The organism is Ideonella sp. BN130291 (assembly GCF_036231905.1).
Lineage (GTDB): Bacteria > Pseudomonadota > Gammaproteobacteria > Burkholderiales > Burkholderiaceae_C > CAMLIZ01.
This window is the reverse complement of the sequence record NZ_JAZARE010000005.1, coordinates 435,690-455,874: the sequence shown is the minus strand read 5'-3', so window position 1 is coordinate 455,874 and position 20,185 is coordinate 435,690. Positions and strand designations below refer to the sequence as shown.

22 protein-coding genes and 1 pseudogene are annotated in these 20,185 nt (G+C 70.1%); 13 read left to right on the top strand and 10 right to left on the bottom strand.

The genetic code is table 11. The annotated features are described in order from the left end of the window. Together VPH43_RS13595 and VPH43_RS13590 are read right to left on the bottom strand one after the other, a co-directional pair. Positions 1-313: pseudogene (locus tag VPH43_RS13595) on the bottom strand (MotA/TolQ/ExbB proton channel family protein); the annotation flags it as partial. 94 nt (positions 314-407) lie between these two features. After that, positions 408-1,082, bottom strand: a complete 675-nt coding sequence (locus VPH43_RS13590) for an energy transducer TonB (protein WP_328578245.1) — start codon at positions 1,080-1,082, stop codon at positions 408-410. A gap of 411 nt (positions 1,083-1,493) precedes the next feature. On the opposite strand from VPH43_RS13590, the gene VPH43_RS13585 reads away from it, so the two are divergent. The 3 genes from VPH43_RS13585 to VPH43_RS13575 are packed head-to-tail and all read left to right on the top strand — an operon-like array spanning position 1,494 to position 3,897. Next, positions 1,494-2,459, top strand: coding sequence for a 2-dehydropantoate 2-reductase (locus VPH43_RS13585; RefSeq protein WP_328578244.1), 966 nt, complete (start codon positions 1,494-1,496; stop codon positions 2,457-2,459). Continuing rightward, entirely contained in the window at positions 2,456-3,061 is a 606-nt protein-coding gene (locus VPH43_RS13580; protein ID WP_328578243.1) for a DUF938 domain-containing protein, read from the top strand. The genes VPH43_RS13585 and VPH43_RS13580 overlap by 4 nt, the downstream gene beginning before the upstream one ends. 11 nt (positions 3,062-3,072) lie before the next feature. Further along, the gene (locus tag VPH43_RS13575; protein WP_328578242.1) at positions 3,073-3,897 is read left to right on the top strand and encodes an arylamine N-acetyltransferase family protein; all 825 of its coding nucleotides are present in this window, start codon (positions 3,073-3,075) and stop codon (positions 3,895-3,897) included. Between the two features lie 7 nt (positions 3,898-3,904). Here VPH43_RS13575 and selD read toward each other — a convergent pair whose 3' ends face one another. Both selD and senB read right to left on the bottom strand, forming a co-directional pair. Beyond that, complete coding sequence (gene selD / locus VPH43_RS13570) at positions 3,905-4,981, bottom strand: selenide, water dikinase SelD (protein ID WP_328578241.1); 1,077 nt, start codon at positions 4,979-4,981, stop codon at positions 3,905-3,907. Further along, positions 4,978-6,000 carry a selenoneine biosynthesis selenosugar synthase SenB gene (gene senB, locus VPH43_RS13565; protein ID WP_328578240.1) on the bottom strand — a complete coding sequence of 341 codons (1,023 nt, stop codon included), beginning with the start codon at positions 5,998-6,000 and terminating at the stop codon, positions 4,978-4,980. Before senB ends, selD begins: the two co-directional genes overlap by 4 nt. 32 nt (positions 6,001-6,032) lie before the next feature. On the opposite strand from senB, the gene senA reads away from it, so the two are divergent. The 7 genes from senA (at position 6,033) to VPH43_RS13530 (ending at position 12,418) form a co-directional block, all read left to right on the top strand. After that, positions 6,033-7,208 carry a selenoneine synthase SenA gene (gene senA / locus VPH43_RS13560; RefSeq protein ID WP_328578239.1) on the top strand — a complete coding sequence of 392 codons (1,176 nt, stop codon included), beginning with the start codon at positions 6,033-6,035 and terminating at the stop codon, positions 7,206-7,208. Positions 7,209-7,210: 2 nt separating this feature from the next. Further along, positions 7,211-8,059: a putative selenate ABC transporter substrate-binding protein gene (locus VPH43_RS13555; RefSeq protein ID WP_328578238.1), complete on the top strand. Its 849-nt coding sequence runs from the start codon at positions 7,211-7,213 to the stop codon at positions 8,057-8,059. Positions 8,060-8,066: 7 nt separating this feature from the next. Beyond that, a complete protein-coding gene (locus tag VPH43_RS13550; protein ID WP_328578237.1) occupies positions 8,067-8,912 on the top strand; it encodes a phosphonate ABC transporter ATP-binding protein in 846 nt (281 codons plus the stop codon). Between the two features lie 10 nt (positions 8,913-8,922). Then, positions 8,923-9,765, top strand: a complete 843-nt coding sequence (locus tag VPH43_RS13545; protein WP_328578236.1) for a PhnE/PtxC family ABC transporter permease — start codon at positions 8,923-8,925, stop codon at positions 9,763-9,765. Further along, positions 9,762-10,577: a phosphonate ABC transporter, permease protein PhnE gene (phnE, locus tag VPH43_RS13540; protein WP_328578235.1), complete on the top strand. Its 816-nt coding sequence runs from the start codon at positions 9,762-9,764 to the stop codon at positions 10,575-10,577. Before VPH43_RS13545 ends, phnE begins: the two co-directional genes overlap by 4 nt. Positions 10,578-10,691: 114 nt before the next feature. Further along, positions 10,692-11,900: a zinc-dependent alcohol dehydrogenase gene (locus VPH43_RS13535; RefSeq protein ID WP_328578234.1), complete on the top strand. Its 1,209-nt coding sequence runs from the start codon at positions 10,692-10,694 to the stop codon at positions 11,898-11,900. Beyond that, entirely contained in the window at positions 11,897-12,418 is a 522-nt protein-coding gene (locus VPH43_RS13530; protein WP_328578233.1) for a hypothetical protein, read from the top strand. Before VPH43_RS13535 ends, VPH43_RS13530 begins: the two co-directional genes overlap by 4 nt. Positions 12,419-12,493: 75 nt before the next feature. Here VPH43_RS13530 and VPH43_RS13525 read toward each other — a convergent pair whose 3' ends face one another. The 5 genes from VPH43_RS13525 to VPH43_RS13505 all read right to left on the bottom strand — a co-directional run bounded on the left by VPH43_RS13525 (position 12,494) and on the right by VPH43_RS13505 (position 16,489). After that, entirely contained in the window at positions 12,494-13,990 is a 1,497-nt protein-coding gene (locus VPH43_RS13525) for a carbohydrate-binding protein (RefSeq protein WP_328578232.1), read from the bottom strand. Positions 13,991-14,245: 255 nt separating this feature from the next. Continuing rightward, a complete protein-coding gene (locus VPH43_RS13520) occupies positions 14,246-14,482 on the bottom strand; it encodes a DUF3606 domain-containing protein (RefSeq protein ID WP_328578231.1) in 237 nt (78 codons plus the stop codon). A 67-nt stretch (positions 14,483-14,549) separates the two neighbouring features. Then, a complete protein-coding gene (locus tag VPH43_RS13515) occupies positions 14,550-15,056 on the bottom strand; it encodes a hypothetical protein (protein WP_328578230.1) in 507 nt (168 codons plus the stop codon). Between the two features lie 66 nt (positions 15,057-15,122). Then, positions 15,123-15,503 carry a VOC family protein gene (locus VPH43_RS13510; protein WP_328578229.1) on the bottom strand — a complete coding sequence of 127 codons (381 nt, stop codon included), beginning with the start codon at positions 15,501-15,503 and terminating at the stop codon, positions 15,123-15,125. Between the two features lie 11 nt (positions 15,504-15,514). After that, positions 15,515-16,489 (bottom strand): threonine ammonia-lyase, encoded by a 975-nt coding sequence (locus tag VPH43_RS13505; RefSeq protein ID WP_328578228.1) that lies wholly within the window; start codon positions 16,487-16,489, stop codon positions 15,515-15,517. Between VPH43_RS13505 and VPH43_RS13500 the strand changes: the two genes are divergently transcribed. From VPH43_RS13500 to VPH43_RS13490, 3 genes are all read left to right on the top strand, one after another. Next, positions 16,488-17,060, top strand: a complete 573-nt coding sequence (locus VPH43_RS13500) for an Lrp/AsnC family transcriptional regulator (RefSeq protein WP_328578227.1) — start codon at positions 16,488-16,490, stop codon at positions 17,058-17,060. The two genes, VPH43_RS13505 and VPH43_RS13500, sit on opposite strands and share 2 nt — an antisense overlap. Continuing rightward, complete coding sequence (locus VPH43_RS13495; RefSeq protein ID WP_328578226.1) at positions 17,057-17,701, top strand: nucleoside/nucleotide kinase family protein; 645 nt, start codon at positions 17,057-17,059, stop codon at positions 17,699-17,701. Before VPH43_RS13500 ends, VPH43_RS13495 begins: the two co-directional genes overlap by 4 nt. Before the next feature lie 106 nt (positions 17,702-17,807). Continuing rightward, positions 17,808-19,466, top strand: coding sequence for a PAS domain-containing sensor histidine kinase (locus VPH43_RS13490; protein WP_328578225.1), 1,659 nt, complete (start codon positions 17,808-17,810; stop codon positions 19,464-19,466). Positions 19,467-19,478: 12 nt separating this feature from the next. Here VPH43_RS13490 and VPH43_RS13485 read toward each other — a convergent pair whose 3' ends face one another. After that, entirely contained in the window at positions 19,479-20,141 is a 663-nt protein-coding gene (locus VPH43_RS13485) for a TetR/AcrR family transcriptional regulator (protein WP_328578224.1), read from the bottom strand. Positions 20,142-20,185: the final 44 nt, after the last annotated feature.

The following is a 20,185-nucleotide window of genomic DNA, read 5'->3' as shown; positions in this document are numbered from 1 at the left end:
GCTTGGTGAAGATGATGTACCAGCTGCCCAGCGACATGATGATCATCGCGATCAGCACGAAGCGGGTGACGAAGTCGCCCGCCTTCCACATCGCTTCGATGCCGTAGGGGTTGTCCACGGTCTCGTGGGCGGTGGTGGCCACGGGCGCGGTGGCCACGGCCGGGGCGGCAGGTGCCGCGCCGGCATCGGCCGCGGAGGCTTCGGCAGCCGGTGCGGACGCCGCCTGGGCCAGCACGGTCACGGGGGCGCTGAGCGTCGCGCCGGCAATCAGAACGGCAGCCAGCGGCGCGCGCACGAGTTTGATCAGGGACATGATTCCTCCAAGGGTCAGGCGCGATGAGATCGTCAGCCGCGCCGCGAAAAAATGAAAAGGGTCGGGGGATGCGGTATCGGGAGCCGCCGCGGAGCTACTGGATCTTCCAGAGATATTCGAATTCGAAGGTGCCGCCCACGCGCTTGCCCGTGTCGTCCAGACCCGGGGTGAACTTGCAGGTCGACAGCTTCTGCTCGGCCACGCGGTCGAGCAGCTTGTGCTCGCGCGAGGAACCGGCCGACTTCACGATTTCGGCTTTCTGCAGACGGCCTTCGCCGTCGATCGTGAAGCGGATGCGGGTGAGGCCCGTGGCCTCGGCACGCAGCGCGGCCGACGGATAGTCGTCGCCGGTGGGTGCGCACGACTGCGCATTGGCGATGGCCGGCTTGGCAGCCACGCGCGCCGGTGCAGGCGGTGCATCAGGGGCGGTCGGCCGGATCAGCACCGGCGGCTGCGGGGGCGGCGTTTCCTGCGTGGTGGTGATGGTTGGCTGCTGCACCGGCGGCGGGTTGACCACCACTTCGGGCGGAGGCACGAAGGACGGCGGCGGCGGCGCGAACTTCGGCGGCGGCGGCAGGTTCTCCGGTGGCGGCGGAGGTGGCTTCACCTCCTCGATGATCTTGGTCTCGATCGGGGCCTTGACGACTTCGATCACCTTGCGTGCAAGGCCGCTCACAAAGGCGTAGCCGAGCAAGATATGCAGCACGACGACGATACTGAAGGCCACCAGGTGTTTGCCTGGTTTGCGCTGCTGTTCCGCGAAATCCACTTGTTATCCTCCACGCGCTTTTCAGGCGCGTTGACCCGTCCACTCACACGGCTTTTTGGGCCGCGCACACGGCCTGGTCGGCCGCGAAAGCCCGCGACTATAGCGTTAAAAGTTTGGCGTCCTGAACGGGGGTACACCCTAGGAAAACACCGCACGGCCGGGGCTTCGCCACCCGGAAGCAAGAATGAGGCCGCAGCCTTTCATTGCGTGGGCCGCGCTTATATAGACAAGTGAGTGCCTGCCCTGGAATTTGCGTGCGTATCGCCCGGATACAGCTGTTCTCGTAACCTGCTTGTTTCGCCGGTGCCCGGAAAGAGGCTCGGCAAAAACTGCCGCAGCCGTCGATGCATGATGGCGCCAAGCGGGCGCGCGCGGGGCGTTGCTGCGCCTCCATTGAAAAAGGACGACGGCATGAAAGTGTGTGTGGTGGGAGCTGGGGCGATCGGCGGGCTGATCGGTGCGCGGCTGGCGCTGGCGGGGGTTGCCGAGGTGAGCGCGCTGGCGCGCGGCGCCACCCTGCTGGCGCTGCAGGCACACGGCTGGCGCCTGCAGGGCGGGGGCGAGCTGCGCAGCTGCCCGGCGCGGGCATCGGACGACCCGCAGGCGCTCGGCCCGCAGGACCTGGTGGTGATCGCGGTGAAGGGCCCGGCGCTCACCGACGTGGCCAGGCGCATCGCGCCGCTCATCGGCCCGCAGACCGTGGTGCTGCCCGCCATGAACGGCGTGCCCTGGTGGTTCGGCCCCGGGCTGGACAGCGTGGATCCGGGCGGTGTGGTCGCCGCGGCGATCGCCACCGAGCAGGTGATCGGCTGCGTGGTGCATGCCAGCGCCAAGACCTCGCAGCCCGGCCTGGTGGAACACCAGCGTGGCCTCGGCCTGATCATCGGCGAGCCCGCGGGCGGCGTCAGCGCCCGTGTCACGCGCATCGGTGAGCTGCTGTCGGCGGCTGGCTTCGAGCTGACGCTGTCCGCGCAGATCCGCAACGACATCTGGTACAAGCTCTGGGGCAACCTGAGTACCAACCCGGTGTCCGCGCTCACTGGCGCCACCGCCGACCGCATCATCGAGGACCCGCTGGTGAGCAGCTTCTGCATCGCGGCGATGGCCGAGGCCAAGGCCGTGGGCGAACGCATCGGCATCCACCTGCCGCAGACTCCGGCCGAGCGCCACGAAGTGACACGCAAGCTGGGTGCATTCAAGACCTCGATGCTGCAGGACCTGGAGGCCGGCCGTCCGCTGGAGCTCGATGCCATCGTCGGCGCGGTGCGCGAACTCGGGGCGCAGGTCGGTGTAGCCACGCCGAACATCGATGCCTTGTTCGGCTTGACGCGCCTGCTCGGGCGGGTGCGCGGGCTTTATCCCGCCGAGCCGGCATGACGGCGCGCCTGTACAGTGCGGCCGCAGAGCGCAACCGCCACCCCATCCTGGAGCAGCTGCAGCGGCTGCTGCCGCCACGCGGCCATGCGCTGGAGATCGCCAGCGGCACGGGCCAGCACGTGGCGCACTTTGCCGCCGGCTTGCCAGCCTGGCAGTGGCAGCCAAGCGATCGCCATGCCGAAGGTTTTGCGTCTATCGTCGACTGGTGCGCCGGCCTGGCCAACGTGGCTGCGCCGTGCGTGGTGGACGTCACCGCGCCGGTGTGGCCGGTGGGCGAAGTGGACGCCATCTACTGCGCCAACATGCTGCACGCCTCACCCTGGGCCACCTGCGCCGGCCTGGTGGACGGCGCAAACCGCCATCTCGCCCGTGCCGGCCTGCTGATCACCTATGGCCCGTATCGCGTGGGTGGGGCGCACACCGCGGCCAGCAACGCCGAGTTCGACGCCGACCTGCGCGCCCGCGACCCCGCCTGGGGCGTGCGTGACCTGGAAGCGGTGGAGCAGGCGGCCCGGCGTGCCGGGCTGCAGCTGCGCGAGCGCATCGCGATGCCGTCCAACAACCAACTCCTCGTCTTCACCAGGGCTGCAGACTGCATGTGATCATCGCGGCCATGGAGCACATCGACCTCGCCGCCTACTTTCGCCGCATCGGCTTCGACGCCGCGGCACGCCCCGACTTCGAGACCCTGGCCACGCTGCACCGCCTGCACAGCCGGTCCATCCCCTTCGAAAGCCTCAACCCCTGGCTGGGCCTGCCGGTGCTGCTGGACCCGGCCTCGCTGCAGCGCAAGCTCGTCGAGGGCCGGCGCGGCGGTTATTGTTTCGAGCACAACCTGCTGCTGGCCGACGTGCTCACCCAGCTTGGCTTCCAGGTCACCCGGCTGGCCGCGCGCGTGCTGTGGAACCTGCCGCCCGACACCGTGCGGCCACGCACGCACATGCTGCTGGCGATCGACCTCGACGGCGAGCGCCTGCTGCTGGATGGCGGCTTTGGCGGCATGACGCTGACCGGCCCGCTGCGCCTGAACCAGGCCGGCCCGCAGGCCACGCCACATGAACGCTTCCAGCTGTTGAAGCTTGACGGCGACGTGCTGATGCAGGCCGAAGTGGCCGGTGAATGGCGCCCGCTCTACCGCTTCGACCTGCAGCCGCAGCAGCAGGTGGACTACGAGCTGGTCAGCTGGTACCTGTGCAACCACCCGGACTCGCACTTCCGCCAGCGCCTGATCGCCGCCCGCACCCGCGCCGATGGCCGCGACACCCTGGCCGACAACGAGTTCACCCGCCACTACCTCGACGGGCGCAGCGAGAAGCAGGTGATCACGTCGGCCGAGGAACTGCGGGCCACGCTGGAGCAGGTGTTCGGGTTGCAGCTGCCGGAGGTGCCGCACCTGCAGCAGCGCCTGCAGGACGTGGTGCGCCCGAAGGCGGCGTAGCGCCCGGTCAGCCCTGCACGCGCAGCTGCGGTGCGCCGGCTTCCACCCGGCCGATGACCGCGGCGTGTTCGAAGCCGCCGTCACGGAAGATGCGCAGCACCGCGTCCGCTGTGTCCGGCGCGCAGCTCACGAGCAGGCCGCCGGAGGTCTGCGGGTCGGTGAGCAGGTGCTGCGCGGTGGCTGGCAGCCCGGACTGCAACACCACCTCGGCGCCGTAGCCGGCCCAGTTGCGGCCGGAGGCGCCGGTCACCAGGCCTTCGGCCGCCATCGCCTGAACCCCCGGCAGCAGCGGCACCGCCGGCCAGTCGATCACGGCGGTGACACCCGCGCCTCGCGCGAACTCCAAGGTGTGGCCGGCCAGGCCGAAGCCGGTGACGTCGGTCAAGGCATGCACACCGGGCAGATCGGCCAGGGCCACGCCGGGTTTGTTGAGCTGGGTGGTGGTCTTCACCAGCTGCTGGTAGCCGGCGGCGTCGAGCCGGCCCTTCTTGAGCGCCGCCGACAGCACGCCCACGCCGAGCGGCTTGCCGAGGATGAGCACGTCGCCCGGCCTGGCGCTGGCATTGCGCCGCACCTTCCCCGGGTGCACCAGGCCCATCACCACCAGGCCGTAGATCGGCTCCACCGAATCGATGGTGTGGCCGCCAGCGATCGGGATGCCGGCCTCGCGGCACACCGACTCACCGCCGCGGATGATCTGCCCAATCACTTCGACGGGCAGCTGGTTGATCGGCATGGCCACCAGGGCCAGCGCCATGATGGGCTTGCCGCCCATGGCGTAGACATCGCTGATTGCATTGGTGGCGGCGATGCGGCCGAAGTCGAACGGGTCGTCGACGATCGGCATGAAGAAGTCGGTGGTGGCGATCAGCGCCTGCTCGTCGTTGAGCTGGTACACCGCCGCGTCGTCGGCGGTTTCGATGCCCACCAGCAGCTGCGGAGGGATCAGCCCGCCGGACGAGCTCTTGAGGATCTCGGACAGCACGCCGGGCGCGATCTTGCAGCCGCAGCCCCCGCCGTGGGAAAACTGGGTGAGGCGGATCTCGGCCGGCGCAACGGGGCAGGTGTCGGAAGGGGTGCTCATGGGGCGGGGCGGGGGATGGGGGAAACGCCTTCCCATTGTGGCAGCCGCTGCTGCGTGGCGCCGGCCAGCATGTCCACCAGCAGCTGCCGCACGGCAGCGGCCTCTGCGGCCGGTGCGAACTGCGGCGCGAGCGCGGCGCATTGCGCGGCCAGCCGGGCCGCAAAGGCGCTGTCGTGGGCAAAGCGCCGCATCAATGCCGCAAGCGCCGCCGCGTCGCCCACGGGGAAGTAGCCCTCGTAGTCCTCTCCCAGCAGTCCCAGGTTGCCGTCGATGCGGCTGGCGAGCACCGGCACGCCGCAGCGCAGCGCCTCGATCACCACGTTGGCGCCGCCTTCCATGCGGCTCATGTGCACCAGGGCATGGGCGCGGGCGATCCAGCGCCGTGTCGCTGCAGGCGGCAGGCCGCCGAGCCAGCGGTAACCCGGGCAGCCGTGCATGGTGGTGTGTGCGGCCGCTCCCAGCGCCGGCTCCAGCGCGCGGCCGATGTGGACGATGCGCAGCCGCGGTTCGCTGCCGAGTTGCTGCGCCGCGTCCATCAAGGTGAGCGGGTCTTTTTCCGCGCGCAGATGGCCGGCCGCCACGAAGTCCACCCGGGTGGTGGCCCGGTCATGGCGCACCAGGCGCGTGGCCGATTGCAGGATCACCCGCGCCTTGGCCCGCACGGCCGCAGGCAGCGGGGCCAGTGCCTGCGGCTGCAGCACCACCACGTGGCTGGCACACTCCAGCGAATGGGCCGCCGCCGCATCGCCGTTTGCCAGGTCCCGGTACAGGTCCGTCCCGGTGAGCACCAGCGCCAGCGCGCGTTCGGGATGCGCGCTGCGAAAGCGCGCGATGCTGTCGGCCGAGCGGCGGGCGTGCAGTGCGATCAGGGCGTCGGCCGGGTCGCCCTGCCAGGCGAGCACGGCCTGCACCCGCGCCAATGGGGCGAGAAAGCGTTGCCAGCGCGCTGCCGTGTGGGCATTGCCGTTGTGGGCGTCGGTCAGCGCCGGAGAGACGATGCAGACCTGCGGAAGCGGCATGCGGCGATGTTGGCACGGCTGGAGCCGCACGTATGAGCAGTGATGCCCGCACACTCACTGGCGACGCGCTCGTGCAGGCGCTGCAGGACAGCCGGCGCCACACGCTGGCGCTGGTGGCCGACCTCGACGATGCGCAGTGGCAGGTGCCCCAGCGCGCGGGCCTGAACCCGCTGGCCTGGGAGCTGGCGCACATCGCGTGGTTCGCCGAGTTCTGGATCCTGCGCGGGCCGCATCGTGCCGATGCCAGCGGACGGCTGCAGGCGGCCCAACCGTTCCAGCACGCCGGGCCTGACGAACTGCTGGACTCCGCCCGCCTGCCGCATGCCCAGCGCTGGCGCGTGGCCCTGCCGTCGCGGGCCCGGGTGCTCGGCATGCTGGCGGCGCAGCTGGACGCCTGCCTGGCCGCGCTGCCGGCCGAGGGTGACGATGCGGCGCTGTACTTCCATCGCCTGGCACTCTTCCATGAAGACATGCACGGCGAGGCGCTGACCTGGCTGCGGGCGAGCCTGGGATATGCCGCGCCGCCCGATGCCCGGCTCGGCAGCGTACGCAGCGCCGGTATGTGCGAGCTGCCCGGTGGTGCGCTGCTCATCGGCTGGCCTGCCTACCGCCTCGGTTTTGCCTTCGACAATGAGCAGCCGGCCCGCACGGTGCCGCTGCAGAGGTTCCGGATCGACCGCGCGCCGGTGAGCGCTGGTGCCTACGCGCGCTTTGTCGACGCTGGCGGCTATGCGGAGGCGGCGCTGTGGCCCGCTGCCGCGGCCAACTGGCGCGCCCGCAAACAAGCACAACACCCGGCGCGCTGGCGGCGTGCCGGCAACGGCTGGGAAACGCGCTGGTTCGACCGCTGGTTGCCGCTGCAGCCGGCGCAGCCTGCCATCCACCTCAACGCCTGGGAGTCCGAAGCCTATGCCCGCTGGGCGGGGCGGCGCCTGCCTTCGGCGGCCGAGTGGGAACATGCCGCCCGCAGCGGGCAGATCGAGTGGGGCCGCAGCGTGTGGGAATGGACCGCCGATGCCTTCCAGCCCTACCCCGGCTTCCAGCCCGGCCCCTACCGCGACTACTCCGCCCCCTGGTTCGGCGATCATCGCGAGTTGCGCGGCGGCGCCTTTGCCACCCAGGCGCGGCTGCACGATCCCGTCTATCGCAACTTTTTCCTTCCGGACCGAACCGACCTGTTCACCGGTTTTCGCACTGTCGAGCTCTGACCATGAAACAACTCCTTCTTGCCGCCGCCCTGTCGCTTGCCGCCCTGGCAGCGTCGGCGCAGACCGCCGTGCTGCGCGTGTCGGCCATTCCCGATGAAGCGCCCACCGAACTGCAGCGCAAGTTCAAGCCGCTGGGCGACTACCTGCAGCAGGAGACCGGGCTGCCGGTGCAGTTCACCCCGGTGACCGACTACGCCGCGGTGGTGGAGGGCCTGGCCACCAACAAGATCGACCTGGCCTGGCTGGGCGGTTTCACCTTCGTGCAGGCCAAGCTGCGCACCAACGGCGGCGTGGTACCCATCGTGCAGCGGGCGGAGGACGAGAAGTTCACCAGCCGCTTCATCGTGCCGGCGGACAGCCCGGTGAAGTCGCTGGCGGATCTGAAGGGCAAGACCTTTGCCTTCGGCTCGGCCTCGTCCACCTCGGGCCACCTGATGCCGCGCTACTTCCTCATGCAGGCCGGCATCGACCCCGACAAGGACTTCAAGGCAGTGGCGTTCTCGGGTGCGCACGACGCCACCGTGGCCTTCGTGGCCGCCGGCCGTGCGGAGGCCGGTGTGCTCAACGCCTCGGTGTGGGACAAGCTCAACGAAGCGCACAACCCGAATGCGACCAAGGTGAAAGTGCTGGCCAGCACGCCGCCTTACTACGACTACAACTGGACGGTCCGTCCCGGCCTGGATGCCGCGCTCACCCGCAAGATCGCCGACGCCTTCCTGAAGCTGGACCCGTCCAAACCCGAGCACAAGGAGATCATGGCGCTGCAGCGCGCGTCGAAGTTCATTCCGACGCAGACGTCCAACTACGCCGGCATCGAATCGGCTGCGCGGGCCGCGGGCCTCATCAAGTGATGCGCCGATGAGCTTTGCGCTCGCCGACCTGACGCTGCAGTTCCCCAACGGCCACCGCCCGCTGCAGCGCCTGACGCTGGCCGTGCGCGCCGGCGAACGGGTGGCCGTGATCGGGCCGTCGGGTGCCGGCAAGACCAGCCTGCTGCGCGTGGTGGGCTGTGCCCAACGCCCCAGCGAAGGGCGGGCAGAGGTGCTGGGCCACAACCCGTGGCGTCTCGGCGCGGGTGAGTTGAGGCGCCTGCGCAGCCACATCGGCGTGGTGCACCAGGCACCGCCGATCCCGCCGCGGCTGCGCGTGGTCACCGCGGTGCTGGCCGGCCGGCTGGGGCAGTGGAGCGCCCTCAAGGCGCTGCGCTCGCTGCTGTACCCCGCGGACATCGCGGGCGCGACGGAGGTGCTTGCCCGGCTCGACCTGGCCGACCGGCTGTTCGAGCGGTGCGACCGCCTGTCCGGCGGGCAACTGCAGCGCGTGGGCATCGCCCGCGTGCTTTACCAGCGCCCTGAACTGCTGCTGGCCGACGAGCCGGTGTCGGCGCTGGACCCGACGCTGGCCGATTCCGCGATCAGCCAGCTGGTGGCGCAGAGCGAAGCCACCGGTGCCACGCTGGTCGCATCGCTGCATGCGGTGGACCTGGCGCTGAAATGGTTCCCGCGCCTGGTGGGCTTGCGCAACGGCGAGCTGCTGTTCGACCTGCCAGCCAGCGAGGTCACGCGCGAGCAGTTGCAGGAGCTGTATGCGGCCGAAGGCGCCGTGCTGCCCACGCAAGGCAACGACCCCGCCGCGCTGGCCACCTTGGCCGCCGCCGGCGGGGGCAGCAACGTGGTGCCGCTGGTGCGCCCGGGCTGCCGGTAGCGCGCGCACCGTGAGCACCGTGCTGGCTTCTGCTGCTGTGCCGCCACGCGACCCGCAGGCGCGCCGCCGTGCCGGCACGCTGCTGCTCGCGCTGGCACTGCTGTGGCCCTTGCTGGTGCTGTCGGAATTCAAGCCGTGGACGTTGTTCGAGCCGGGCAACCTGCAGGTCATCGGCGGGTTCCTCAGTGGCTTTCTGCCCCCGGCTCACTCGCCTGAGTTCCTGGGGCAACTGCTCACCGCGACCCTGGAGACATTGGCGATGGCCACGGCCGGCATCGCGCTGGCGTTCCTGCTGGCCGTGCCCCTGGCCCTGCTGATGACACGCGCGCTGTCGGTCTCGCGCATCGGCCCGGGGCCGGGCCGATGGCGCGGTGAAGCGGTGCGCCAGCTCGCACGCAGCATGCTGGCGCTGCTGCGTGCGATTCCTGAGGTGGTGTGGGCGCTGCTGTTCGTGCGCGCGCTTGGGCTGGGGCCGGCCGCGGCGGTGCTGGCCTTGGCCATCAGCTACGGCGGCATGCTGGGCAAGGTGTATGCGGAGATCCTGGAATCCACCGACACCCGGCCCGGGCGGGCGCTGCTCGAAGCCGGCAGTGGCCGCATCGCCGCCCTGCTGTACGGCCTGCTGCCGGGTGCCGGCCAGGAACTCACCTCGTACACCGTCTACCGCTGGGAATGCGCGGTGCGCGCTTCGGTGGTCATGGGCTTCGTGGGTGCGGGCGGGCTGGGCCAGTTGATGGACCAGTCCACCAAGATGCTCAACGGCGGCGAAGCGAGCACCATCCTGCTGACCTTCCTGTTGCTGGTGTTCCTGGCCGACCTGCTCAGCGTGGGCCTGCGCAAGGTGCTGGCATGAGCCCAGTGGTGAGCACGGTGGACAAGGCGCGCGCCGCGGGGCCGTGCCTCACCTGCGTGGCGCTGTTGCTGTTGCTGCTGGCCGCCGTGGTGGCGAGCTTCGCCTACCTGGACATGGGCTTCGGCGCATTGCTGCGCGGCGATGCGCCGGCCTTGATGGCCAAGTTCATTGCGGAGTTCTTCCCGCCGGACCTGTCGCCGGCTTTCGTGCGCAAGGTGGCATGGGGCGCATTGCAGACGCTTGCCGTGTCGTCCGTCGGCACCCTGCTGGCGGTGGTTGGCGGCGCTGTGCTCGCGGTGCCGGCGGCGGGCCGGCTGGGGGCCTTGCCGCGCGAGGTGGCGCGCTTCGCGTTGAACGCGTTGCGCAGCGTGCCGGAGCTGGTGTGGGCCACCCTCATGGTGCTGGCGGCCGGCCTGGGCCCGTTTGCGGGCGCGCTGGCGCTGGCGCTGCACACCACCGGCGTGCTGGGCCGGCTGTTCGCCCAGGCGCTGGAGAACGCACCCCCACTGCCGCAGCAGGCGCTGCTGCAGGCGGGCAGCGGCGCCATGGCTGCTTTTGCCTACGGCACCTTGCCACTGGTGATGCCGCAGTGGCTGGCTTATGCGCTGTACCGCTGGGAGATGAACATCCGCATGGCCGCGGTGCTGGGCTTCGTGGGCGCCGGCGGCCTGGGGCAGCTGCTGTACTACCACCTGTCGCTGTTCCAGCAGGCACAGGCCAGCACCGTGGTGCTGGCAGTGCTGGTGCTGGTGCTCGTGGTGGACGCGTGCAGCAGCGCGGTGAGGCGCCGCCTGGTGCCCGCCTACGCGTAAAGCTGACGACTTCTCGCCAGCGCTGCGACGCGCGCAGGTGCGCGGTGGCGGAACGGGGATTGCTGGACTCACCCACCCAGATCCCGCCACCCCCCCGACCATGAGGAGTTCTGCATGAAGGCACTGTGCTGGCACGGCAAGAAGGACGTGCGATACGACACCGTTCCCGACCCCACCATCGAGGACGACCGCGACGCGATCATCAAGGTGACGAGCTGCGCCATCTGCGGCTCGGACCTGCACCTGTTCGACGGTTTCATGCCCGGCATGAAACGCGGCGACATCCTCGGCCATGAATTCATGGGCGAGGTGATGGAGGTGGGCAAGGCCAACAAGAAGCTGAAGGTGGGCGACCGCGTGGTCGTGCCCTTCACCATCTGCTGCGGCGAGTGCGACCAGTGCCGGCGCGGCAACTTCTCGGTGTGCGAGCGCAGCAACCGCAACAAGGACGTGGCCGACAAGGTGTTCGGCCACACCACCGCGGGCCTGTTCGGCTACACCCACCTCACCGGCGGTTATGCCGGCGGCCAGGCCGAATACGTGCGCGTGCCGTATGCCGACTTCGCCCCGGTGAAGATCCCCGACGGCCTCAGCGACGAGCAGGTGCTGTTCCTCGGCGACATCTTTCCCACCGGCTGGCAGGCCGCGGTGCAGTGCGACATCGAGCCCACCGACACGGTGGCGGTGTGGGGCGCCGGCCCGGTGGGCCAGTTTGCGATCCGCAGCGCGGTGCTGCTGGGCGCGCGCCAGGTGATCTGCATCGACAACCTGGAAGACCGCCTCAGCATGGCGCGCGCCGGCGGTGCGATCACGATCAACTTCGACGAAGAGAGCGTGCTGGAGCGCCTGCAGGAGCTCACCGATGGCAAGGGCCCGGAGAAGTGCATCGACGCGGTGGGCATGGAGGCGCACGTGGGCCGCTCCATCGATTCGGTGGTCGACCGCGCCAAGCAGGCGGTGTTCGCCGAGAGCGACCGCCCGCATGTGCTGCGCGAGATGATGTACGTGTGCCGCCCCGGCGGCGTGCTGTCCATCCCCGGCGTGTACGGCGGCCTGGTCGACAAGCTGCCCTTCGGTGCGCTGATGAACAAGGGCCTCACGGTGCGCACCGGCCAGACCCATGTGAACCGCTGGACCGACGACCTGCTGGCCCGCATCGAGAGTGGCCAGATCGATCCTTCCTTCGTGATCACGCACACCGCCGCGCTGGCCGACGGCCCCGAGATGTACAAGGTGTTCCGCGACAAGCAGGACAGCTGCATCAAGGTGGTGCTCAAGCCCGGCCAGACCAGCAGCCATTCGCAAGCCAGGAGCGCGCAATGAACCTCAAGTCCTTGAAGATCCCCAACCCCGATTCCTTCGCCCGCTTCCTGGGCTTCTTCAGCCTCGCGCTCGGCGTGGCCGAGCTGGTGGCCCCGCGTGCGGTGTCGCGCGCGGCCGGCATGGGCGGTGACAAGCCCGGCCTGCTGCGCGGCTACGGTGCGCGCGAGGTGGCCACCGGCATCGGCATCCTCGCGTCCAAGAACCCCGAGCCGTGGCTGTGGGCCCGCGTGGCCGGCGATGCGCTGGACATGGCGACCGTGGGCGCCGGCCGGCGCCGCAGCCAGGGCCGCACCGCCGCCATCGCGCTGGTGGCGCTGGCCGGCGTGGCGGCGATGGACGTGGTGGCCGCGCGCAATGCGCGCCTGAAGCAGCAGGCCAAGAAGACCGCGCGCGACTACAGCGACCGCAGCGGCTTCCCCAGGCCGGCGGACCAGATGCGCGGCGCGGCGAAGGAGGACTTCCAGCCGCCGCGCGACATGCGCACGCCCGAGCCGATGCGCCCGGCCTCGATCCACTGACGCCCCGAGCGCCAAGCCGCATGAAAGACGCCTCCGGCGCGTGAGCACCGGTGGCGTGGCTTCTGCTGAAGCGGCTTACTGCCCCAGCTTCTGGATGAAGCGGTTGGTGAAGCCCCAGGTGCCCGCAGTGCCGTAGCTGTTGCAGGTGGCCGAAGCGCTGCCCGCCGGGCAGTCCACGTCGCGGTCCAGCGACCAGTAGTGCACGCCGGCGAGCTTGTTCTGCAGCGCAAAGGCCGACAGCGTGTCCACGTCGGCGAGCGTGAAGGTCTCGTCCGGCGTGTCGTTGCCGCCGATCATGGGCGTGAGCTCGATCTGGCTGTACGGCACGCCCCAGGTCTCGTGCAGGTGCGCGGCGGCCTGGATGGCCGACTGGCCCATGTCGCAGCGCCCGTTGCTGCCGATGGTGCAGTTGGTGGGCGTGGTGCTGCCGTAGTCCATCACCATCAGGTTGATGATGTAGTTCTGCAGCCCGGCGTTCTTGATCGCCTGCATGGTGGTGACACCATGGCTGCCCAGGCTCTGCCCGGCGTTGCCGCCCAGCGTGGCCAGGGTGAAGCTAAAGCGCAGGTTGGGGTACTTGGGCTGCGCGGTCTTCACCCGCTGCACCAGGCCCTCGATCACCGCGGCGCTCTGCCCGCCTTCGATGTCGAAATCCACGCCTCGCAGGTTGGGCGAGTTGTAGTTCCGGATGAAGGTGTCGAAGCCGGCGTCGCTGCCGCAGCTGAAGGAGCCTGCCGCGCCGCCGGTGGACACGACGTAGTAGCGGCCTGCGTCGATGAAGCGCTGCTTGTTGGCTGCCACCAGCGCCGCGGGTTGCACGCCGGCCCAGCTCTCGGAGCCGCACTCTCCGGTCGCGAAGGACCAGGTCACCGTCCTGGCACCGGCCGGCAGCACGCTCAGGATCGGCTGGCGTGAACCGGTGACCATCGTGCTCATCACGTTGGTGTTCCAGTCCATGTTGATCGTCACGTCCTTGTAGGGGCCGAACGAGAAGCTGCCCGGCGGCGGCGGGGGCGGCGGGGGCGGCGGGGGCGGAGGGGGCGGTGGTGGCGGCGGCGGGGGCGGCGGAGGAGGTGGCGGCGGCGGCGCCGAGCAGCTGTTCACCTGCGTCCAGGGCTGGCCGCTGCCGGCCGGGCCGTTGTGGGTGGCGGGGTTGTCGCCCTGGGTCCACCAGTTGGCCTTGTAATTGATGCCGTTGACGCTCGCGGTCGCACCGGCGCCGTAGGCGGTGCTGGCGTTCCACACGGCGTAGCAGCCCGGTGGCGGGGGCGGTGGCGGTGGGCTGTTCGGTGGGGGCGGTGGCGGGGGCGGCGGCGGGGTGCCGTCGCTGGCGCCCACGTCGGTCCACAGGCTGGGGTTGCTTGGGTTCCAGCCGGTGCTGCTGTAGTCCACCTGGTCCACCAGCGCGCGGTAGTTGTGGCCGTTGTAGGTCACCAGCGTGCCGGCGGCATAAAAGGTGTCGGGTTTCCAGGCGGGGTAGCTGGCGGCGTGGATGGCGGTGGCCGCAAGGGCTGCGGACAGGCCGGCGATGATGCGCAGCTTCGCGCTGCGCACCGGGGGTGGGTTGGCCATGGTGTCTCCGTTGGCAAGTCGATGGCGGCGGCTGCGGGGCGTGAAGCCCCGAGCCGCGGTGGCTCGTACTGCTGAACGGTCGTCGCTGGGCCAGCCTGCAGGAACTAGGATGGCGACGCCTCACTGGTACGCACCAATGAGCCTACAGCTATAACCAGTGTATAACCAGTTGAATGCCAGTAACCCAGGGTAAAAAACCCAAGAAAAAGGGCAGACGCTGTCTGCCCCCTCGGCGTGCCTGAAAGGGTGGCGGGGTCAGCTCGAGCCACCCTCCCGCCCTGCCTTGGCGGTGCGCTCGCTGTTGCTGGTGCTGCGCGTGCCCTTCAGGTGCATCTCGACCTTGTCGGCGCGGTCGCCCACCGCCTGCACGGCTTCCTTGATCTGCTCCGGCGTGGCATCGAACTTCTTCGCCCAGTCGCGCAGTTCGTAGTCCTGGTTCACGTTGATGCGCTGGCGGTCCTGGCCGCCGCGGTTGCTGGTGCTGTCAGACATGGTGGCTCCGCATCCAAGAAGTGATGCCAATTGCGGGGCACATGGCGTGCCCAGATGGCCCCGAGTGTCAGGCCGACTGCGCGGGGTCGTACATGTGCTCCCAGGCCTCCCGCATCGCGGGCTCGGCCTCGTCCCAGGCCAGTGGCGATTCGCCCCGTGCGTCGTTCCAGCCCGCGCGCAGCTCTTCCTGCACCTCGTCCCAAGTGCGTGGATGGTCGGAGCGGGCGTAACTCTGGATCGCGTAGCGGTAGGCCGGCGCATAGTGTTCGTAGCTGCGGCCCGCTGTGGCATAGGGCCGGCTGGCGTACTGCTCGCGCCAGTGGCGCTCGAAAGCCTCGGTGTCGATGTCCACGCCGCGGCCCGTGGATGCACCCGCCGCCGCGCCCGCCAGTGCGCCACCCACGGCGCCCGCCACGCTGCCCACCGGCCCGAAGGCCAGGCCGCTGGCGGCACCGGCGGCCGCCCCTGCGAGCGCACCGCCGGTGGTGGCCGCCGCGTGGGTGCCCACGCGCTCCACGGCAGCGTCGGTGGTGTCCTTGACCTGGCCCTTCGCCAGGGGCTTGTCTTCCTTCATGGCGTTCTCCGTGCGTTGGGGTGCTTCTCGCACTGCAACCCGGGTGCCCGCCATGCCCGCGCCGGGTCAGCTCGTGCTGTCGGTCTTCACCTCGATCGCGTGGCCGTCCAGGTCCTTGAACATCGCGCCGAAGTACGTGTCGTTGATGTCCGGCCGGGTGCGGGGCGTGAACACGTCCTGGCCCGCCAGGGTCAGCGCCTGCGCATGCACCTGCGCTACCTGGGCGCGGCTTTCGGCCCTCAGCGCGATGTGGGTGCCCTTGGCGGCAATCGGCTCGGCTTCGTCCACCGGGTAGAGGAAGAAGCACCATTGTTCCGGCGTGCCGAAGGCGGCTTCCTTGCCGGTGTCGCGCAGCAGCGTGAGCCCCAAGGGCGCGAGCGCTTCGCGGTAGAAGCGCACCGCTTGGTCGTAGCGATGGGTGCCGAGTGAAACGTGGTCGATCATCATGAAGTCTCCTGTCAAGCGAGCCAGCGCGTGGCTTGTTCGGGGGTGAGGTTGCTGCCGCACAGCACGGTGGCCGCGCGCCCCTGGCGCAGCGAGGGATGGGCCAGCAGGGCGGCGATGCCCACGGCGCCCGCCGGCTCCACCATCAGGCCCGCGTGGCTGTGCAGCCGCCGCATCGCGCGCTCGATGGCCTCTTCGCTCACCAGCACCACGTCGTCCACGCAGCCGGCCATGTCGGCCACCGCTTCGGGCACCGGGCAGCGCACCGCGATGCCGTCGGCGATGGTGTGGGCGCTGGGGCGCTGCACCACGCGCGCCTCGCGCCAGGACACCGCCATGGCGTCGGCCGCCTCGCTGCACACGCCGACCACCTTCACCTGCGGCGCGTGGGCCTTCATCCAACGGCCGATGCCGGTCAGCAGCGCACCGTTGCCCAGCGGCACCAGCAGCGTGTCGAAGGCCGGTGGCCCATTGCGCAGCAGCTCCACCGCGATGGTGCCGGCGCCTTCGGCAATGCTGGGCTCGAAGCCGTCTTCCACGAAATAGGCGCCGCTGACTTCGCAGAAGCGCCGCGCTTCGGCCTTCGCGGCGTCGAAGTCGCCCTCGTGCAGGCGCAGTTCGGCGCCCATGCTGCGCATGCGCTGCAGCTTCAGCGGGTTGGCCGCGGCAGAGCAGTACACGATCAAGGGACGGCCTTGCGCTCGGCACAGGTAGGCCATGGCCTGGCCCCAGTTGCCCGCGGTGGCGCACACCAGCGGGCGGCCCGCCAGCGCGCCGGCCATCTGGTGCATGAAGTAGAAGGCGCCGCGGCCCTTGAAGGAGCGCAGCGGGTTCATGGTTTCCACCTTCAGCAGCACCGGGCAGCCGAGCGCCTGCGACAGCGGCTCGCATTCGAACTGCGGGCTGTGGGCGAACACGGCCGGCATGGCGGCGGCGGCCTGCGCGATGCGCTCCAGCGACAGACGGTGCGGTGTCTTGATAATCTGCATGGCCGCCAGTGTCGGCCTGGCGCCGGTGCGCCTGGCCGCAAACCCGCCGCCCGCCTTGCGGCGATCCCGCATTCTTGATGCCGCCGCTGCGGCCTTTCCTGCCATGCCGCTCGACGGTTTCGACCGCAAGATCCTCGACCTCTACCAGCGTGACACGCGCCTGCCCAGCGACCGCATCGGCGAACAGGTGGGCCTGTCGGCCGCTGCGGTGCAGCGCCGGCTGAAGCGCCTGCGCGAAGCCGGTGTCATCGTGGCCGAGACCGCCACGCTGGATTGCCGCGCGCTGGGCCTCGGGCTCACCGCCATCGTGCAGGTGGACCTGGTGGATGAGTCGGCGCGCGCGGCCCACGCCTTCCGCGACCGCCTGGTGGCGCGGCCGGAAGTGCAGCAGTGCTACGGCGTGGCCGGCGAGGCGGACTATGTGCTGGTGGTGATCGTGCCCGACCTGGCCGCCTATGACGCCTTCTGCGAAGCCTGCCTGCTGCACGACACGAACGTGCGCAGCTTCACCACCCGCATCGTGCTGGACGCCGCCAAGCGCGGCGGGCCGCTGACCATCCCGACCGAATGAATACCGCATCCACCCTCTCGCTGCCGCCGGTGTATCTGCAGCGCGCGCAAGCGCTGCTGGCCGCCGGCGGACGCCGCCTGCTGGGCATTGCCGGGCCACCCGGGGCCGGCAAGTCCACCGTGGCTGCCCTGCTGCAATCGGCGCTGGGCGGCCAGGCGCAGGTGGTGCCCATGGACGGTTTCCATCTCGCGCAAGCCGAGTTGCTGCGCCTGGGGCTGGCCGACCGCAAGGGCGCGCCGGACACCTTCGATGCCCATGGCTTCGTGGCCTTGCTGCGCAGGCTGCGCCAGCCGCGGGAGGGCGAGGTGGTGTACGCGCCGGAGTTCCGCCGCGAGATCGAGGAGCCGGTGGCCGGTGCGCTGGCGGTACCGGCCAGCACGCCGCTGGTGATCGTGGAAGGCAACTACCTGCTGCTCGATACCCCGCCCTGGGATGAGGTCGCGCCACTGCTGGACGCATGCTGGTACGTGGCGGTGGACGACGGCCTGCGGGTGCAGCGCCTGACCACCCGGCACCAGCAGTTCGGACGTTCGGCGCAGGCGGCCGCAGAATGGGTGCAGCGCAGCGACGAGGCCAACGCGCGGCTGGTGCAGGCCAGCGCGGCCCGGGCGACGCTGGCCTTCCGCTGGGACGCGACGTAGTGCGATGCTTCGCCAGTGTCAGGACGCGGTGCCGCGCCAGTGCGGCACGCCAGTTGCCTTGACATGCGACCCGCTCCCCAGCCGCCGTGAACGCCAACGCCCGCCCATGAGCTCGCCCACCTCCGAAGAAGCGGTGCAGCTCACCCGCCTGCCCGGTGCCATACCGGATACGGTGACCGGCCGCCTGTTCCGGCAGACCGACTGGGCGGCCACTGCGCTCGGGCCGGTGGAACAGTGGCCTCACAGCCTGCGCACCGCCGTCAACCTGTGCCTGAACTCGCTCTTCCCGATGTTCGTGTGGTGGGGCGGCGAGCTCGTGAACATCTACAACGAGGCCTACATCCCGGTGCTGGGCCAGCGGCATCCGCAGGCCTTCGGCCGGCCGGCGAAGGACACCTGGAGCGACATCTGGCCGGTGCTCCAGCCGCAGGTGGAGCAGGTACTCCAACACGGCCAGCCGACCTGGAACGACCGGGTGCTGCTGGTGATGGAACGCAATGGCTTCAGCGAGGAAACCTACTTCACCTGGTCGTACAGCCCGATCTACGACGAAAACGGCGACATCGGTGGCCTGTTCTGCGCCTGTACCGAGGAAACGCCCCGCGTGCTGGCCGAACGCCAGCGCGACAAGCTGGTGCGCGATGCGCAGGACGTGGCCGAGACTCTGCGCCTGTGGTTCGACCAGGCACCCGGTTTCATCGCTGTGCTGCGCGGATCCGACTTCGTGTTCGAGATGGCGAACCAGGCCTACTACCAGCTGGTGGGGCACCGCGACATCATCGGCAAGCCCGCGTTTGTGGCATTGCCTGACGTGAGCAACCAGGGTTTCGAGGAGCTGCTGCGCGGCGTGTACGACAGCGGCGAGCCCTTCGTGGGGCGCGGCATGCGGCTCATGGTGCAGAAGGAGCCCGGCAGCCCGGTGTCCGAGACCTTTGTGGACCTGGTCTACCAGCCGGTCTTTGATGGCGAAGGACGGGTGGCCGGCATTTTCGCCCAGGGGCATGATGTGACTGAGCAGGTGCACGCGCTGCAGGCGCTGCGGGAAGCCGACCGGCGCAAGGACGAGTTCCTCGCCACGCTGGCGCATGAGCTGCGCAACCCGCTGGCGCCGATACGGCAGGGCGTGCTGGTGGCCAAGGCGCCTGGCGTGTCGGCGGAGCGAAGCCGCTGGGCGCTGGACGTGATCGAGCGCCAGTCCCGCCACATGGCCTTGCTGTTGGACGACCTGCTCGATGTGTCGCGCATCGCGCTCGGGCGGCTGCAGTTGCGGCGCGAGCCGGTGCTGCTGTCCGCGGTGGTGGACGCCGCGATGGAAACCGCCAGGCCGCTGATCGACGGGCGGCGCCATCGGCTGGGCGTGTCCGTGCCGACCGAGCCGCTGACCCTGGATGCCGACCCGCTGCGGCTGGCCCAGGTGCTGTCCAACCTGCTCTCCAACGCGGCGAAGTACACCGACGAAGGCGGCACCATCGATCTGGCCACGGAGGCCGGGCCCGACGGCGGTGTGGCCATCCGCGTGCGTGACAACGGGATCGGGCTGGCGCCGGCGTCACAGCAGACGATCTTCGAGCTTTTCTCGCAGGTGGCGCCCAAGCTGGACCGCAGCCAGGGAGGGCTCGGCATCGGGTTGTCGCTCAGCCGCGCGCTGGTGGAACTGCATGGCGGCAGCATCGGGGTGCACAGTGCCGGCCTGGGGCTGGGCTCCGAGTTCGTGCTGCGATTGCCGGCGCGGGCGGTGCTGCGGCCAGTGATGCAGGGCGGCTGAGCCTTCTTCGGTTCACTTGCGCAGGCTGCTCACCACCAGCCGCGTGATGAGGGCATGGGCCGCGGCGAAGTCGCGGTCTTCCAGCTGCGGCTTGCCCAGCAGCAGCGCAAACTGCGGCGCCAGGTCGGCATAGGCCTGCGTGACCGACCAGATCACGAACATCAGGTGGGTGAAGTCCACCCGTGCGATCAGCCCCTTGCGCGCCCACTTTTCGAAGGTCTTCACATCCGTGCGCAGGTGGGGCAGCACCTGCTGCGCGAGCTTGTCCGCATAGCGCGGCGCACCGGCCATCACCTCGCGCGTGAACACCGCGGAGCCGCTGGGGCGCTCCTGCGAGAAACGCAGCTTGGCGGCCACGTAGGCGCTGATGGCGGCCTCCGGATCCTTGCCGCGCGCCATGGTGTCCATGCCTTCCACCCAGGCGGCGAGCACGTTGTCCAGCACGGCGTCGTACAGCTCCTCCTTGCTGGCGAAGTAGTACAGCATGTTCTGGCGGCTGATGCCCAGGGCGGCGGCAATGCCGTCCAGCGACGCGCCTTCGAAACCATAGCGCGCGAACTGCGCTTCCGCCTCCAGCAGGATCTGCTGCTGCTTGCGCAGGCGGGCGGCGCGTGGCGGGCGCGGGGCCGCGGCGGGTGGGGGGCTGGCGGCCTTCGATCGGGCGGCGGTCGTCATGGCGTGATTGTGGGGCGGCCACCCGCAGCCGGGCCGGCTGGCAC

Excerpts from the sequence above, each read along its gene's own strand:
- VPH43_RS13575 (WP_328578242.1), top strand. The coding sequence starts at position 3,073 with ATGGAGCACATCGACCTCGCCGCCTACTTTCGCCGCATCGGCTTCGAC.
- VPH43_RS13550 (WP_328578237.1), top strand. The coding sequence starts at position 8,067 with ATGAGCTTTGCGCTCGCCGACCTGACGCTGCAGTTCCCCAACGGCCAC.
- VPH43_RS13495 (WP_328578226.1), top strand. The coding sequence starts at position 17,057 with ATGAATACCGCATCCACCCTCTCGCTGCCGCCGGTGTATCTGCAGCGC.
- VPH43_RS13500 (WP_328578227.1), top strand. The coding sequence starts at position 16,488 with ATGGCCGCCAGTGTCGGCCTGGCGCCGGTGCGCCTGGCCGCAAACCCG.
- VPH43_RS13510 (WP_328578229.1), bottom strand. The coding sequence starts at position 15,503 with ATGATGATCGACCACGTTTCACTCGGCACCCATCGCTACGACCAAGCG.
- VPH43_RS13555 (WP_328578238.1), top strand. The coding sequence starts at position 7,211 with ATGAAACAACTCCTTCTTGCCGCCGCCCTGTCGCTTGCCGCCCTGGCA.
- VPH43_RS13525 (WP_328578232.1), bottom strand. The coding sequence starts at position 13,990 with ATGGCCAACCCACCCCCGGTGCGCAGCGCGAAGCTGCGCATCATCGCC.
- VPH43_RS13515 (WP_328578230.1), bottom strand. The coding sequence starts at position 15,056 with ATGAAGGAAGACAAGCCCCTGGCGAAGGGCCAGGTCAAGGACACCACC.
- VPH43_RS13485 (WP_328578224.1), bottom strand. The coding sequence starts at position 20,141 with ATGACGACCGCCGCCCGATCGAAGGCCGCCAGCCCCCCACCCGCCGCG.
- selD (WP_328578241.1), bottom strand. The coding sequence starts at position 4,981 with ATGAGCACCCCTTCCGACACCTGCCCCGTTGCGCCGGCCGAGATCCGC.
- VPH43_RS13535 (WP_328578234.1), top strand. The coding sequence starts at position 10,692 with ATGAAGGCACTGTGCTGGCACGGCAAGAAGGACGTGCGATACGACACC.
- phnE (WP_328578235.1), top strand. The coding sequence starts at position 9,762 with ATGAGCCCAGTGGTGAGCACGGTGGACAAGGCGCGCGCCGCGGGGCCG.
- VPH43_RS13580 (WP_328578243.1), top strand. The coding sequence starts at position 2,456 with ATGACGGCGCGCCTGTACAGTGCGGCCGCAGAGCGCAACCGCCACCCC.
- VPH43_RS13490 (WP_328578225.1), top strand. The coding sequence starts at position 17,808 with ATGAGCTCGCCCACCTCCGAAGAAGCGGTGCAGCTCACCCGCCTGCCC.
- VPH43_RS13530 (WP_328578233.1), top strand. The coding sequence starts at position 11,897 with ATGAACCTCAAGTCCTTGAAGATCCCCAACCCCGATTCCTTCGCCCGC.
- VPH43_RS13505 (WP_328578228.1), bottom strand. The coding sequence starts at position 16,489 with ATGCAGATTATCAAGACACCGCACCGTCTGTCGCTGGAGCGCATCGCG.
- senA (WP_328578239.1), top strand. The coding sequence starts at position 6,033 with ATGAGCAGTGATGCCCGCACACTCACTGGCGACGCGCTCGTGCAGGCG.
- VPH43_RS13520 (WP_328578231.1), bottom strand. The coding sequence starts at position 14,482 with ATGTCTGACAGCACCAGCAACCGCGGCGGCCAGGACCGCCAGCGCATC.
- VPH43_RS13585 (WP_328578244.1), top strand. The coding sequence starts at position 1,494 with ATGAAAGTGTGTGTGGTGGGAGCTGGGGCGATCGGCGGGCTGATCGGT.
- senB (WP_328578240.1), bottom strand. The coding sequence starts at position 6,000 with ATGCCGCTTCCGCAGGTCTGCATCGTCTCTCCGGCGCTGACCGACGCC.